The sequence below is a fragment of the Rhodococcus sp. 06-462-5 genome (assembly GCF_002258315.1).
Taxonomy (GTDB): Bacteria; Actinomycetota; Actinomycetes; order Mycobacteriales; family Mycobacteriaceae; genus Rhodococcoides.
In genome coordinates this window covers 130,650-145,519 of sequence record NZ_NOYD01000005.1, presented here as the reverse complement: position 1 = coordinate 145,519, position 14,870 = coordinate 130,650, and the positions used below count along the sequence as shown (strand labels likewise).

14 protein-coding genes are annotated in these 14,870 nt (G+C 67.2%); 11 read left to right on the top strand and 3 right to left on the bottom strand.

Features of this window, described 5'->3' with window-relative positions:
* Window position 1: 1 nt before the first annotated feature.
* Window positions 2-1,042, bottom strand: a complete 1,041-nt coding sequence (locus CH251_RS03080) for an LLM class F420-dependent oxidoreductase (protein WP_094611794.1) — start codon at window positions 1,040-1,042, stop codon at window positions 2-4.
* A 153-nt stretch (window positions 1,043-1,195) separates the two neighbouring features.
* On the opposite strand from CH251_RS03080, the gene CH251_RS03075 reads away from it, so the two are divergent.
* The 3 genes from CH251_RS03075 to CH251_RS03065 are packed head-to-tail and all read left to right on the top strand — an operon-like array spanning window position 1,196 to window position 3,623.
* Window positions 1,196-1,501: a type VII secretion target gene (locus CH251_RS03075; protein ID WP_094611793.1), complete on the top strand. Its 306-nt coding sequence runs from the start codon at window positions 1,196-1,198 to the stop codon at window positions 1,499-1,501.
* Window positions 1,498-3,357, top strand: a complete 1,860-nt coding sequence (locus CH251_RS03070; RefSeq protein ID WP_094611792.1) for a hypothetical protein — start codon at window positions 1,498-1,500, stop codon at window positions 3,355-3,357. The genes CH251_RS03075 and CH251_RS03070 overlap by 4 nt, the downstream gene beginning before the upstream one ends.
* Entirely contained in the window at window positions 3,354-3,623 is a 270-nt protein-coding gene (locus CH251_RS03065; protein WP_094611791.1) for a hypothetical protein, read from the top strand. Before CH251_RS03070 ends, CH251_RS03065 begins: the two co-directional genes overlap by 4 nt.
* A 22-nt stretch (window positions 3,624-3,645) precedes the next feature.
* On the opposite strand, the gene CH251_RS03060 is transcribed toward CH251_RS03065, so the two are convergent.
* The gene (locus CH251_RS03060; protein ID WP_094611790.1) at window positions 3,646-4,506 is read right to left on the bottom strand and encodes a dienelactone hydrolase family protein; all 861 of its coding nucleotides are present in this window, start codon (window positions 4,504-4,506) and stop codon (window positions 3,646-3,648) included.
* Window positions 4,507-4,604: 98 nt separating this feature from the next.
* Between CH251_RS03060 and glmS the strand changes: the two genes are divergently transcribed.
* The 8 genes from glmS (at window position 4,605) to tsaD (ending at window position 12,960) form a co-directional block, all read left to right on the top strand.
* Window positions 4,605-6,467 carry a glutamine--fructose-6-phosphate transaminase (isomerizing) gene (gene glmS, locus CH251_RS03055; RefSeq protein WP_037188267.1) on the top strand — a complete coding sequence of 621 codons (1,863 nt, stop codon included), beginning with the start codon at window positions 4,605-4,607 and terminating at the stop codon, window positions 6,465-6,467.
* Window positions 6,468-6,475: 8 nt separating this feature from the next.
* Window positions 6,476-7,909 (top strand): NAD(P)H-hydrate dehydratase, encoded by a 1,434-nt coding sequence (locus CH251_RS03050; RefSeq protein ID WP_094611789.1) that lies wholly within the window; start codon window positions 6,476-6,478, stop codon window positions 7,907-7,909.
* Window positions 7,910-7,989: 80 nt separating this feature from the next.
* Window positions 7,990-9,192, top strand: a complete 1,203-nt coding sequence (alr, locus tag CH251_RS03045; RefSeq protein ID WP_179273622.1) for an alanine racemase — start codon at window positions 7,990-7,992, stop codon at window positions 9,190-9,192.
* 3 nt (window positions 9,193-9,195) lie between these two features.
* Window positions 9,196-10,215 carry an alpha/beta fold hydrolase gene (locus CH251_RS03040; protein WP_094611788.1) on the top strand — a complete coding sequence of 340 codons (1,020 nt, stop codon included), beginning with the start codon at window positions 9,196-9,198 and terminating at the stop codon, window positions 10,213-10,215.
* A complete protein-coding gene (gene tsaE, locus CH251_RS03035; protein WP_094611787.1) occupies window positions 10,208-10,714 on the top strand; it encodes a tRNA (adenosine(37)-N6)-threonylcarbamoyltransferase complex ATPase subunit type 1 TsaE in 507 nt (168 codons plus the stop codon). The genes CH251_RS03040 and tsaE overlap by 8 nt, the downstream gene beginning before the upstream one ends.
* A 52-nt stretch (window positions 10,715-10,766) precedes the next feature.
* A complete protein-coding gene (tsaB, locus tag CH251_RS03030; RefSeq protein WP_094611786.1) occupies window positions 10,767-11,438 on the top strand; it encodes a tRNA (adenosine(37)-N6)-threonylcarbamoyltransferase complex dimerization subunit type 1 TsaB in 672 nt (223 codons plus the stop codon).
* The gene (gene rimI, locus CH251_RS03025) at window positions 11,435-11,926 is read left to right on the top strand and encodes a ribosomal protein S18-alanine N-acetyltransferase (protein ID WP_094611785.1); all 492 of its coding nucleotides are present in this window, start codon (window positions 11,435-11,437) and stop codon (window positions 11,924-11,926) included. The genes tsaB and rimI overlap by 4 nt, the downstream gene beginning before the upstream one ends.
* On the top strand, window positions 11,923-12,960 hold the full coding sequence (gene tsaD / locus CH251_RS03020) for a tRNA (adenosine(37)-N6)-threonylcarbamoyltransferase complex transferase subunit TsaD (protein WP_094611784.1): 1,038 nt from the start codon (window positions 11,923-11,925) through the stop codon (window positions 12,958-12,960). Before rimI ends, tsaD begins: the two co-directional genes overlap by 4 nt.
* On the opposite strand, the gene CH251_RS03015 is transcribed toward tsaD, so the two are convergent.
* Window positions 12,945-14,585 (bottom strand): Hsp70 family protein, encoded by a 1,641-nt coding sequence (locus CH251_RS03015; protein ID WP_094611783.1) that lies wholly within the window; start codon window positions 14,583-14,585, stop codon window positions 12,945-12,947. The genes tsaD and CH251_RS03015 overlap by 16 nt on opposite strands.
* Window positions 14,586-14,870 lie beyond the last annotated feature (285 nt).

Here is a 14,870-nt window from a genome sequence, read left to right as displayed (position 1 = left end):
CTCAGGCGGTGAGTTCGCGCAGTGCGGTCAGCTGCGCGACACGGCCTGCGGTGTTCTCGGCCAGCGGCGCGACATTGAGAGTGGTCACACCGGCCTCGGCGAAGGCTGCTACTCGCTCCTTGACGAAGCTCTCCGGGCCGATGAGGTTGACTGCGCGAGCGAGCTCGTCGGGAACTGCCGCAGCGGCCTCTTCCTTCTTGCCGGCCAGGTACAGGTCCTGGATCTTCTCGGCCTCGGCCTCGTACCCGTATCGCTGGGCAAGCGAGTTGTAGAAGTTCTTGCCCTTGGCTCCCATGCCGCCGATGTACAGCGCCAGGTGCGGCTTGACCCAGGGAAGGTACTTCTCCGCGTCCTCACCGATGGCGAGGGTGGGACTCGCGAAGACCTGGAGATCGCCGAGTGACGGGTCACGCTTGGCCTTGCCTGCGGCGAGCGAATCGCCCCACACGTCGGCGGCCTTCTCCGGGAAGTAGAAGATGGGCTGCCAGCCTTCGGCGATCTCGGCGGTGAGTTCGACATTCTTCGGTCCGAGTGCGGCGATGACGACCGGAATACGATCGCGCACAGGGTGATTGATCAGCTTCAGTGGTTTGCCCAGGCCGGTTCCCTTGTCGGCGGGCAGCGGGATCTGGTAGTACTTGCCCTGGTGCTGGACCTTCTCGCGGCGCCAGACCTGGCGGCAGATCTCGATGACCTCGCGGGTTCTGGCGATCGGTGCGTCGTACTTGACGCCGTGGAAGCCCTCGACGACCTGTGGTCCCGACGCGCCGAGTCCGAGTACGAACCGGCCATCGGAGACGTAGTCGAGACCGGCAGCGGTCATGGCGGTCAGTGACGGAGTCCTGGTGTAGATCTGGAAGATGCCGGACGCGATCTTGATCGTGCTCGTCTTGGCCGCGAGGAACCCGAGTTGGCTGACGGCGTCGAACGAGTAGGCCTCGGGCACGAAAATGATGTCGAGACCTGCCTTCTCGAGCTCGGCGACCTCGGCGACGGTCTCGTTGAAACCACCGCTGTAGTTCAGCATCGTTCCGATGTGCATGGGACTCCTCGTTCGGTGAGCAGCTGGTGCAGCCACTTCAGGTACCTGTTACGGACATTTCACATCGGGACGTTACCGCTCCCTGGGGAACCGATGTGAGTCGGCGCACGTCATAGTGAGATAGGGGCACTTCGAGGGGGGGAACGGGAACGTATGAGCGACGGAGTCGGGGTGGACGCGGACCGAGTTCGCGGCGTGGCAGATGCATTGACGTTGTCGGCGGAGGCGCTCGGCGACGCCGCCGATTCCGTTGCCGACGCAGGCTTCGGCCCAGCCGGCGCCGGACGGAACTACGGTGACCTCGGCGCTGCCTACTCCCAGGCGCACCTCGGGCTCGGGCGGGCCGTCAGGGCATGGAGGTCCTCGGTCGACGACATTTCCGAGGCCCTCACCACCGCGATGAACGGGTACGAGCAGCAGGACGACGCCACCGCGTACGCGATCGAGTCACACCGGTGACACCTCCTCCGGCCTCGTCCGGTGACGGGGCGTCGATCGACGACATTCTCGATGCCAACGCAGAAGGGCTGCTGTACTTCGAGCGCTTCCTGCCGCTGGCCGGCCGGGTTCCAGGCGTCGACGTCCCGCAATATCAGGACGTGTGCGCCAGGTACGACGAGCAGCGCGGACTGAACCTGGGTGCGCTCGGAGCCGATGCGGACACCGTCGGGACGGTGTCCGCCGTACTCACCGATCAACTCGAGGAGCAGGTTCGACTTCGCCGGGTCCTGCAGTTGCGCTGGCACGGTGATGCGGGGGAGGCAGTGCAGACCTACCTCTCGGCCGAACAGGAGAAGGCTTCCCAGTTCCTCGCGTCGATCGAGGATTCTCACCAGACCATGTGTGCGGCCGTCGAGGTTCTCCGTGACGCCGTGACCGACAAGGCCGAGCTCGTCGGCGTCATCGACATCGATCTGGTGGACGGCAAAGATGTCGACCAGATCGATGCCATTCTGGTGGCGTCGGGAATCGAGTGCCTCCCGGTCGATCGGGAGTCGGTGTTCCCACGATTGGCGTCTGCGTTCGAGGATCTGAACGGCAGGGTGCTCGGCGGCGATGTCTCCGACGAGTTCGCCGCCGAGGTGACCGAACGCTGCAGGCGCTGGATCGACACCGAGTTCGTACCGAGGGTGCAGGGTACGTGCGAGGCGGTCCTCGCAGCATGTACTGCCACGGATATCGCCGTCGAAAACTGCCTGGCATTGGTGGTGGACGTTCTGGGCAGTGTTCACGAGCCGTCGTTCGGCGAACTCGACGAGGGCAGTTGGGCGATGGAACCCGGGGTGTCGGCGCTGTGGCCGGGGCCCGCCGGCCCGTCCGCAGACCAGGCTTCGACCGAGATCGGTTCTGCACCGGCCGTTTTCGGCTCAGCACCGGCGGCCCTCGGTTCGGCAGCGGTCGGACCTGCTTCGGTCGGACCAGCGGGGGTAGGACCAGCGGGGGTAGGACCGGAGGCGTCACTGCCCGGCGGCCGCGGACCAGCCGGAGCAGACACCGTGGATTCGGCCGGATCTCCGACCGCCGACAGCGCCGTCGGTGACGAGTCGGGGGATTCTCTGGACGGGCTCGTGGATCGAGTGGTCGCCGAGATCGTCGACCGGGTCGAGAACGCGCTGACCGAGACGATCGACGGTCGAGATCTCGACGGCTCCGGCGACACCGCAGTCGACAGCCGGGCCGATGAAAACAATGCGAAGGACGCTGCTCCGGATGCGAGTGGTGATCAGCCACCCGAGCCGGCTCCGCTACCGCAGCCCGGGCAGTCGTCGCCCACGGCCGGCAACGAGGCGGCCGGCGACGAGCGTGGTCATCTCGAGGCCGAGCTCGATGGGCATCGGGCCCGCATCGCGCTCGAACACGACGGTGTGGTGTCCCTCGAACTCGAGACTCCTGGACTGGGAACTCGCTCGTTCGAGATGAGAATCGGACCGTTGGGCCTACCCGAGATCGTCGAGGTTCCCGGTGTCGCCGACGCGGTGGGCGGACCGGCTTCTGCTGCAGCGTTGCCCCCCGAACCGGTGCTCCCGGCCGAATCCGTCGCTGCGGCGCAACCCGTGCCGGCCGCGGAACCGGTGCCGGCCGCCGAGCCCGTGCCTGCGGCCGAGCCCGTGCCTGTGACCGAACCCGTGCCTGCAATCGACCCGGTGCCTGTCGCCGAAGCCGATTCGGATGCACCGGCGCAGTGCCCGCCCGAATCACCCGACATCGAGCAGCCTGCTGTGCAGCATCCGGTCACTGCGGATCGACCGGTCACCGATGCACAACCCGCAGACACGAGTACCGGTGCGGGCCTGAGTGAGGCAGGGGAGCTGTGAGCACCGGCAATGGGTGGCGACGGGAGCTGCACCGAATACGCGACGATCACCGGATCGCGATGTCGCGGGCGGCCGAGGCGTTGAGTCGGGCCCAGGCTCCTGCGATCGACCGACGCGGACGGGTTTCAGCCGCGGTGAGCGAAGCGGACTCCGACATCGAGTCGATACCGGGCTCGGTACTGCAACCGGCTCACCTGGACCGGCGAGAGCCGATGCAGCACGTCGAGACCGACCCCGACGAACGTCCCAGATCCTGGCTGGTCTGACGCCGTTCGGTGGCGATCGGGACTAGCCCCGTCCGAGCAGCGCCTTGATCGATGCGGTGGCCTTGGGCTTGGGCTGCGCGTCGAGCGGCGCGTGCGGATCGACCGCCCTGGTTCCGTCGATCTCACCTGCCGATCCGGCCAGCTCCTCGTAGTCGGAGTCACCTGTCAGGTGGAACAGCAGGAACGCGGTGAGGACGGCGCGGGTGCGCTGCTGAGTCTTGCGGTCGGGCTTGTTGATACCGAGTGCGCCCAGGATCCGGCGGCCCTCGACGAATCCGTCCGCCGTCGAGCCGTCGATTCGTCGCAGGATGGACGGTCCGTTCCAGGCCTGGGCGAGCGCGAGTGAGTTGTCGGTGAGCGAATCGGCGTTCGAGTTGTCTCCGACGACGAGTCCCGGCACGGCGAGGCCCGCGGCGGCGTCCTCGGACGAGGGTGCCGTCGGTGCGGGGAACAGCGCGGCGACGGCCTTGACGTCGGATCGCCGCGAGGCGGCGAGAACTGCGGTGCCCGCACCCATCGCGTGGCCTGCCGTGGCGAGTTTGTCCGGGTGCACGCTGATGTTGCCGGGGCCCAGTCGCACGCCCGTCATGATGTCGAGCACAGTGCCCAGATCGGTGGCTAGGCCGCGGTGGGACGGTACGAGACCGCGCTCGGTATCCGGTGCCGCAACCACGATGCCCCAGGACGCGAGATGCTTCAGGGTGTCGGTGTAATGACTGGGACGCAGCATCCAGCCGTGTGCGAAGGCCACGCCGGGCAGGCCGAAGCCCTCGGCGGGGGTGTAGACGACACCGGGTTGCCCGGCGAGGGCCAGGTCGCCTCGGAGCACCTTGTGCGGGCCGCGCTTGGAGAGAGCAGATGCCAGCTTCTTCGGTTTCGCCACGAGAGATGACGCTACCGAACCGCGGCGCGTCAGGTGACGGGGACACGTCGACCCGAGCGAATGGGTCGTGCGCGCCCCGCCGAGTACCCTGACTGTCCATGTGCGGAATCGTGGGTTACGTCGGCCACCGCCCAGCTCTGGGTGTGGTGGTCGAGGCGCTTCGGCGTATGGAATATCGGGGTTACGACTCTGCGGGCATAGCAATTCTCGACGGCGCGGGAGCGACGGCAGTCGAGCGCAAGGCCGGTCGCCTGGCCAATCTCGAAGCGGAACTGGACGACATCGGCACCGACACGTTCGTCGGCACCACCGGCATGGGACACACCCGGTGGGCGACGCACGGCCGTCCCACCGACCGCAACGCGCACCCGCATCGCGACGCGTCCGGCACCGTCGCGGTGGTGCACAACGGCATCATCGAGAACTTCGGTCCGCTGCGTGCCGAACTGGAAGCAGTCGGGATCGAGTTCTTGTCCGACACCGACACCGAGGTGGCCGTCCATCTCGTCTCGCGTGCCTACGCCGAGGGCCCGACCGCAGGCGATTTCGTGGCCAGCGCGAAAGCAGTGCTGCGTCGTCTCGAGGGTGCGTTCACCCTGGTGTTCACCCATTCCGACCACGCGGACACGATCGTCGCGGCCCGTCGCTCGACGCCCCTGGTACTCGGTGTCGGCGAGGGCGAGATGTTCCTCGGATCCGACGTCGCTGCGTTCATCGAGCACACCCGCGACGCTGTCGAACTCGGCCAGGACCAGGTCGTCGTGATCACCGCCGACGGCTACGACATCAGCGATTTCGAGGGCAACGAGGCGCAGGGGCGTCCGTTCCGAATCGACTGGGATCTGGCTGCCGCCGAGAAGGGCGGCCACGACTACTTCATGCTCAAGGAGATCCAGGAGCAGCCCGCCGCGGTGGCGGATACGTTGCTCGGCCACTTCGACAACGGTCGAATCGTGCTCGACGAGCAGCGACTGTCGGATCAGGAGCTGCGAGACGTCGACAAGGTGTTCGTCGTGGCCTGCGGCAGTGCCTATCATTCGGGTCTTCTCGCCAAGTATGCGATCGAGCACTGGACCCGACTGCCGGTCGAGGTGGAACTGGCCAGCGAATTCCGTTACCGCGACCCGGTTCTCGATCGATCGACTCTCGTCGTGGCCATCTCGCAGTCCGGTGAGACTGCGGACACACTCGAAGCCGTTCGGCACGCCAAGGACCAGAAGGCGCGAGTGCTCGCGGTGTGCAACACCAACGGCTCGCAGATTCCGCGCGAGGCGGACGCCGTGCTCTACACGCGGGCCGGTCCGGAGATCGGTGTCGCGTCGACCAAGGCCTTCCTCGCCCAGGTGACCGCGAACTACCTGGTCGGGCTGGCGTTGGCGCAGGCTCGCGGCACCAAGTATCCCGACGAGGTCGCGCGTGAATTCGCCGAACTCGAAGCGATGCCCGAGTTGGTGCAGCGGGTGCTCGAGACGGTCGAACCGGTTCGGGCGCTCGCGCGCGAGCTCTCGACGGCCACGACCATCCTGTTCCTCGGCCGACACGTCGGATACCCCGTTGCTCTCGAAGGCGCGCTCAAGCTCAAGGAGCTGGCGTACATGCACGCCGAGGGCTTCGCTGCCGGCGAGCTCAAGCACGGTCCGATCGCGCTCATCGAGGACGGTGTGCCGGTGATCATCGTGATGCCGTCGCCGAAGGGTCGGGCGGTGTTGCACTCGAAGATGCTGAGCAACATTCGCGAGATCCAGGCGCGTGGTGCTCGAACGGTCGTCATCGCCGAAGAAGGCGACGAGGCAGTGCGGCCGTTCGCGGACAACTTGATCGAGATCCCGGCGGCCTCGACGCTGTTGCAACCGCTGCTGTCGACGATCCCGCTGCAGGTGTTCGCCGCCGAAGTCGCCCAGGCGCGCGGCTACGACGTGGACAAGCCGCGCAACCTGGCCAAGTCCGTCACCGTCGAATAGCGCTCGGCATGCGCGGCTACTACACACCCGAGCAGATTCGGAATGCGGAAGCGCCACTGCTTGGTTCCCTGCCGAACGGCGTGCTGATGCGCCGCGCTGCGTACGGACTGGCCACGGTCGTGGCAGGCGAGCTGGCCGTGCGTACGGGCGGCATCGCCGGGCGTCGCGTGACGATCCTGGTCGGCACGGGCGACAACGGCGGCGACGGTCTGTGGGCGGGGGCGTATCTGCGTCGACGCGGCGTCTCGGTCTCGGCTCTACTGCTCGACCCGACGCGGGTGCACGCCGAAGGTCTCGAGGCCCTGCGGTCGTCGGGCGGACGCGTGGTGAGTCGATGCGGACCTGCCGACATCGTGGTCGACGCCATCGTGGGAATTTCCGGCAAGGGTCCGCTGCGGCCCGATGCTGCTGCCGTGGTCGAGCAGATCACCGCACCGATCGTGGCGGTGGACGTGCCCAGTGGAGTCGACGCGGAGACCGGTGCCGTCTCCGGGCCGGCCGTGTCGGCCGATGTGACGGTGACGTTCGGTGCCCGCAAGCCCGTTCATGTGCTGGCCGTACCACGTTGCGGCCGAATCGAACTCGTGGACATCGGCCTGGAGTTGCCGGCTCCGGCGATGGCGTCGTTCGAGCCGGTCGACGTGGGCAGGGCGTGGCCGATGCCGACAGCCTCGGACGACAAGTACTCGCAGGGGGTGGTGGGTGTCCTGGCCGGTAGTGCCACGTTCCCCGGTGCCGCACTGCTTTGTGTTGGAGCGGCGGTCGCGGCCACGTCCGGAATGGTCCGCTATGTGGGAAGCGCAGGCGCAGAGGTCGTTTCGCACTGTCCGGAGGTCGTTGCCGCCTCGGACCTCGACGCGGCGGGGCAGGTGCAGGCGTGGGTGGTCGGTCCCGGTTTCGGCACCGACGAGGATTCGGCCGAGATCGTGCGTCGAGTTCTGGAGACGGATCTGCCGGTCGTCGTCGACGCGGATGCGCTCACGATCCTCGCCCGCAACGAACGCTGGGTCGCCGGACGCGCCGCACCGACTCTGCTGACCCCGCATGCCGGGGAATTCGCCCGCCTGACCGGATCCGACCCCGCACCCGACCGAGTGGGCGCGGTTCGAGATCTCGCCGCGCGCTGGGGCGTGACCGTGCTCCTCAAGGGGCGAGCGACGATCGTCGCCGATGCGGAGGGCACCACGTTCGTCAGCGACGCCGGGGGATCGGCGGCATCGACCGCAGGCTCGGGCGACGTACTGTCGGGCATCCTCGGGGCCCTGCTCGCGTCGGGAATGACGCCGTCCACCGCGGCTGCCTGCGGAGCGAAGGTCCACGCACTGGCTGCGGCGCGTGCGGCTCACGGGTCGGACGGAGAATTCGCGGCACCCATTTCTGCGAGCCCACTGCGCGAGTCCATCCGCGACGCCATCCGAACCGTGCGCTCGGTCACAGTCTGACCGTGGTCCTGGGTGGCCCACGTTCGACGCCGGGTGTGTCACGAGTTGTGGCACCCTGATCCGTCGTATCGGCGGCTCGGATGGCACTATCGAATGTTGTGAGTATCGGCTGCGGAGACGAGGGGACCGATCCTCGGACGGGTTCGGGTGCCGTCGCGTCCGTCGACCTCGACGCAGTGGCCAACAACGTCCGCGTGTTGCAGCAGTTCGCCGGGGACGCCGCCGTGATGGCGGTGGTCAAGGCCGACGGATACAACCACGGTGCCGTCGAGGTCGCACACGCGGCAATTGCAGCAGGGGCGCAGGAGCTCGGTGTCACCACCATCGGTGAGGCCCTCGAACTCCGTGCTGCGGGTGTGACGGTCCCGGTGTTGGCGTGGTTGCACCGGACGGACTCCGATTTCGCGGCGGCGATCGCCGGGCAGGTGGGGATCGGAGTGTCCACGGCTGCCCAGCTCGACGCCGTGGTCGACGCAGCACGCAGGGTCGGTTCCACTGCTGATCTCTCGCTCAAGATCGATACCGGGCTCAACCGCAACGGGGTGGCGGAAGCGGATCTCGACGCCGTACTCGACGCCACAGCAGACGCCGTCGCCGAGGGCTCGGTGCGATTGACCGGAATGTTCTCGCATCTGGCCTGCTCCGACGAACCGGCTCACCCCGCCAACGACGCCCAGGCCGAGCGGCTTCGCGACGCGGTGCGGCGAGCCACCCGGCGCGGAACGCCTCCCGCCGTCGTGCATCTGTCCAACTCGGCCGCCACGCTGACCAGACCCGACCTCGGTTTCGACATGGTCCGCCCGGGTATTGCTCTGTACGGCTTGTCGCCGGTGCCCGAGTTGGGAACGTTGGGGCTACGCCCGGTCATGACGCTCTCGGCGCAGGTGGCGAACATCAAGAAGGTGAGCAAAGGTGAATCGGTGTCCTACGGCTACACCTGGACCGCTCCCGCCGACACCGTGGTCGCACTCGTCGCTCTCGGATACGCCGACGGTGTCGTCCGTCGCCTCAGCGGGCGATTCGAGGTGACCATCGCAGGTCGTCGCTATCCCTCGGTGGGGCGAGTGTGCATGGATCAATTCGTCGTCGACCTCGGTGGCGACTGCTCAGGTGTCGCGGTCGGCGACGAGGCGTTACTGTTCGGATCAGGGGACAGGGGAGAGGCGCACGCTCAGGAATGGGCAGATGTGCTCGAGACAATCAGCTACGAAGTCGTCACAGGCGTTCGTGGACGCGTCCGACGACGGTTCGTCGGCGCTCGCGCAGGGGAGGCGACGATCTAGATCATGCTGGGATTGCTGGAGAGTATTGCGATTGTCGTGCGCGAGACGGCGTTTCGGTCCAACAAGGATCCGCTTGCCACCGAGAATCTGGACCTGATGGACGCCGATCGCGGCAGTATCGTCACCGCGGACGACGGTGTACCGCTCGCGGTACGTGAAGTGGGTCCGTCGGACGCCGAGACCACCGTGATCTTCGTGCACGGCTATTGCCTGCGAATGTCGTCGTGGCACTTTCAGCGCCGCGCGCTCGAACAACAGTGGGGTGGGGCGGTGCGCATGGTCTTCTACGACCAGCGCGGTCACGGACGTTCGGGAGTGCCGAGTCCGGAGAGTTGCACCATCGGACAGCTCGGCCTCGATCTCGATGCGGTGATTCGCTCGGTGGTACCCAAGGGTCGCATCGTTCTGGTCGGGCACTCGATGGGCGGAATGTCGATTCTGTCCATGGCGCGGCAACGATCGGACGTGCTGCGCCAGCGGGTCATCGGCGCAGTCCTGATCTCGACGACCGCTGCCGGTCTCGCACAGTCCGGGGTCGGTCGTAGTCTGCAGAACCCGGCAGTGGATGCGTTCCGCGCGGCAGTTCGGACGTCACCGGGCTTGGTGCAGTTCGGTCGCGGCGCGGTACGTGCGCTCATCTCACCGGTACTGCGCGCGGCGTCCTACGGCACCAGGGTCTCTCCGCGGCTGGTGGCGTTCTCGCAGTCGATGATCGACGACACCTCCGTCGTCACGATCGTCAATTTCCTCGAGACGCTCGAGTTGCACGACGAGTCCGAGGCCCTGCTCGAATTCGAGAACATTCCGGTGTCGGTGGTGTGTGGCGACGAGGATTGGATCATTCCGTTCGCCAGCTCGGAGGCTCTCGCTCAGGCTCTGCCGCGTTCGGAGATGGTGCGGGTGCGCCAGGGTGGGCACCTCGTTCAACTCGAATTCCCCGAACAGGTCAACGGCGCGATACAGCGGCTCGTGGCACGGGCAACGGAGGCCGCGGGCAAGAAGCGGCGGTGGGGCGTTGTCTGACGAGCCACTGACCTTGCCGGTGGACGTCGAATTGGTCACTGCCGCAGACACTGCCGAGTTCGGTGCCCGGCTTGCGGACATTCTGGTCGCCGGTGATCTGGTGATCCTCGACGGCCCGCTCGGGGCCGGAAAGACCGCCATGACCAAGGGGATTGCGGCCGGACTCGGTGTTCAGGGCCGCGTCACCTCGCCGACGTTCGTCATCGCCCGCGAGCATCGGCCCGGCTCACGGGCCCATGGATTACCGCCGGTTGCATTGGTCCACGTCGATGCCTATCGGCTCGGTATGACGGGGCAGTCCGCGGTCGACGAACTCGATGCCCTCGACCTCGATACCGACCTCACCGACGCCGTCGTCGTGGTCGAGTGGGGCGAGGGATTGGTCGAGAAGCTGACGGACGGCCATGTGTCGGTTCGACTGACACGTGATCCGGACTCCGATGTTCGGCGCGTGACGGTGAGTCGGGTACACAGCGGGGCGGATCCGCGAGAGCCCTGACCGGGTACCGGGTGCGCGGCCGTATCCCCGGTGACGGGTAATCTGAAATATCGTGCTTGTACTTGCCGTCGACACCTCGACTCCCGCCGTCACCGCAGGTGTGGTGAGCCTGACCGAGCCCGCCGCCGGTGCAGAGGCCACGACGCTCGCCACCCGGGTTCGGGTGGACGCTCGATCGCATGCAGAAATTCTGACGCCCAACATCGTCGAGTGCTTGGCCGAATCCGGCATCACCGCGGCCGAGTTGGGTGCCGTCGTCGTCGGCGTCGGCCCCGGGCCCTACACCGGGCTCCGGGTGGGAATGGCGACGGCTGCGGCGTTCGGTGACGCACTCGGTCTTCCTGTGTACGGGGTCTGCAGTCTCGACGCCATCGCCGCAGATGTCTCCGAACCCGGGTCGCTTTTGGTGGTGACCGATGCGCGCCGACGCGAAATCTACTGGGCGCGTTACGAAGCCGGAGTGAGGGTGGCGGGACCCGACGTTGTCGCCCCGGCCGAACTGGATCGTGTGGGAGTCGATGCGGTCGCTGGATCGGCACCGCATGCTGCGGCATTCGAGCTTCCGATTCGTGACGTGCAGGCACCGTCTCCGGCCGGATTGGTCGCGGTTGCTGCCGCCGATATCGGCAGCGGTGTCGTCCCGGGCCCGCTCGTCCCGTTGTACCTGCGCCGCCCCGACGCCAAGACGCTCGACGAGCGCGCCGCAGCGAAGGCTGCGAAGTGACGGTGTCGATCGAGTCGATGGCGGCGGCGGATGCCGCGCGGTGCGCGTATCTCGAGACCGTGCTGTTCCCGGGTGACGACCCGTGGGCCGAGGATGCATTCATCGCGGAACTGGCGGCACCACACAATCATTACGTCACTGCGCGAGAGAACGGTGAGGTCGTCGGCTACGCAGGCATCTCTCTGCTGGGGCAGCCGAGCCGCGGAGCGTTCGTCGTCGGGGAGTCCGAGGTGCACACCATCGGCGTCGATCCGGCGCATCACCGCAGAGGAATCGGCGGGCGGCTGCTCGACGAATTGCTGCGCGTGGCCGACGAGCACGGTGGGCCGGTCTTTCTCGAGGTCCGCACCGACAACGAGCCCGCGATCGAGCTGTACCGACGCGAAGGATTCGAGATCGTGGGTACCAGGGCGAAGTACTACCAACCGAGCCGCGCCGACGCCTTCACCATGCGTCGGCGCGAGAAGACGGAAGGATCAGCCCGATGATCGTCATGGGTATCGAAAGTTCCTGCGACGAAACAGGAGTCGGAATCGTCCGCTGGGGCGGGGCGGGCACGTGCGAGCTGATGGCCGACGAGGTGGCCTCGAGTGTCGACGAACACGCCCGGTACGGCGGGGTGGTGCCCGAGGTAGCATCGCGCGCGCACCTAGAGGCCATCGTGCCGACCATGCGGCGGGCCCTGGCGGCCGCGGACATCGACCGTCCCGACGCCGTCGCGGTGACGATCGGCCCGGGGCTGGCCGGGGCGTTGCTCGTCGGGGTTGCCGCTGCCAAGGCGTACGCCGCGGCCTGGGGTGTGCCCTTCTACGCGGTGAACCATCTCGGTGGCCACGTCGCGGTCGACACGCTCGAGCACGGGCCGATGCCGTCGTGCGTGGCACTGTTGGTCTCCGGTGGGCACACTCATCTGCTGCACGTCGACGATCTGTCCCGGCCGATCGTCGAGCTCGGGACCACGGTCGACGACGCTGCCGGGGAGGCCTTCGACAAGGTTGCGCGGCTGCTGGGATTGGGCTACCCGGGTGGTCCCGCGCTCGATGATGCTGCGCGCGAGGGTGATCCGGCCGCCATCGCGTTTCCGAGAGGAATGACCGGCCCACGCGATGCGCGCTACGACTTCTCGTTCTCCGGAGTCAAGACCGCTGTGGCTCGATTCGTCGAGGCCAGGCAGCGCGCCGGAGATCCGATTCCGGTCGCGGACATCGCCGCGTCCTTCCAGGAATCGGTCGCCGATGTCCTGACGATGAAGGCCGTCCGTGCGGCCACCGACGTCGACGTCGACACCATCGTTCTCGGCGGAGGTGCCACTGCCAACTCGCGGATCCGCTCGTTGATCGAAAGCCGTTGCGCCGAGCAGGGTTTGACGTTGAGAATCCCGAAGCCGCGACTGTGTACCGACAACGGGGTGATGATCGCCGCACTGGGCGCTCACCTCGTCGCGGGCGGAGCCGAGCCGTCGGCCTTGACCGCGGTGACCGATCCCGGCCTGTCGGTCGCGACCAGTCAGGTGCCCGGCTGAGCGTCCTGAGTGGACGCGGCGGTGGTCTCGGACGAACGGGTCGTCGACGGCACGGCCGCGGACAGAGGCTCACTCGAGGGGGCCGGTGCAGGCGGCGACCATACCGTCGGAGGTGCCGTCAGTTCCGGAGTGGGCTCCGAACCGCTGACATCGGTGGTCGGCGCGCTGATCGACTCGGTCGGCACCGGGGTGACCTCGGTCGTCGGCTCGGGCGTCGGTCCCGGGACTATCTCGGTCGTATCGCTCGGGTCCGAGGACTCGACAGGTTCGGAGGGCCGAACCGGAATCGTGGTGACCGAGGTCGGCGGTTCGATCGGGATTGAAGTGGTGACATCGGGGGACACAGGATTCGACGTGGGGTCGATCGGCCATTCGATCCGCGGGAGGTCGGGTGCCGGACGCAGCGTCGGGGTACTGGTCGGCGGAGCGGTGGTGGTGAACCGAGCCGACGATCCGGTGGCGTCGACCGAGGTTGTCGTCGGGTCGGATCGATCGCCGGGGGAGCGTCCCGTCGTGGGGCGGCTCTCGTCGGGAGACCGGCCCCCGGCGACCGGCGTACTGACGTCGCTCGATTCCGTTGCGGAATTGGCGGCACTTCCGGCCGGTGAGACGCTGGAATCGTCGGCCGGTGTCATCGTCTGCACGCCGTAGGCGAGCACCAGGCCACCTGCGACGACGGCAGCTGCGATGGCTCCGGAGTATCGGCTCATCCGGTCCGCGGAGTTGCGCGTGGCCGAAACCAGTTGGTAGCCGCCGCCGACGGCCGATGCGGCGACGGCAGCAGCGCCGACGGCAAGAACGGCATCGGGCTCGGGCAGTCGAACGACCGGGGCGTGAAACAGATCGGTGAGCGCGGCGGCGAGCCGGGGAATGTGCGCCCCTCCGCCGATCAGCACGATGGCCTCGGGTTCGTGAGTGCTCTCGTCGAACACTCCGCGGACGAACTGAGCGGCGGTGTCGAAGATCGGGGTCACGGCGGTGTCGAACGCGTCGCGGGTGACCGTCAGTGGGATTCCGCTGTACCGCTCGATGCGGACCTCGTCCTCGTGGGAGAGCCGTTCCTTGATCGATCGGTACCGCGCAGACCCGATTCCGCGGTCGTCGCGGATGTCGTCCCGGAGATTGTCACGGGTCATGTCCTGCACGAGATTCTTGACGAGCACGTCGAGTGCGTCGCCGGCGACGGCGTCCGACCGGCCGTGGGCCAGCACCGTTTCGGCGGACCGATCGGTGACGGTGACCGACATCCCCGAGGCTCCCAGATCGACCAGCGCGATCGTGTCGTACCGATCGACCAGGCCGGTGGGCACCAGGTACGCGGACGCGGCTGCGGACTCGGGCACCAGTCGAACATCACGGGTCGTGTGGGCCAGCGCCGCACGAATACCCGCAGCGTGCTGCTCGGTGCGATAGGTGACGGCGATCGCGTCGGGGGACCGATGGCCGGGGATCAGGGAGGCCATGAGTTCTATGGCCGAGGTGACCAGATCACCGATGTCGGTGTTGGCTTGGCGATCGGTCGAGACGGTGCGGTACTCGACAGTGCGACCACCGTCGGTGTCGACGGTGACGAGGGCTGCGCACACGACCTCGGATCCGGTCGATATCCCCACTCCTACTCGCATGCTGCACCTCCCGCCCCTGTGTATCCGTCCGGAATCGACTGACCTGTGTGCCATGTCGCGGCACAGCTGTCGATCGTTATCGTTCGGACAGCTCCGTTATCGTAACGTTACTTCGGGCTCCGACGCGAGTGTAATATGCCGCTCGGTCGGTTACCCGGGAAGCATTCATGGCGTCCGACCTGGCCTTTCGATGGGTCTGCGAACGCCGAGAAACCACGGGAAACGACACCGTTGTTCGGCGTTTCGAGCCCGAATTCGGCAGTTTTCGGATCTCCGCGGCGGCGC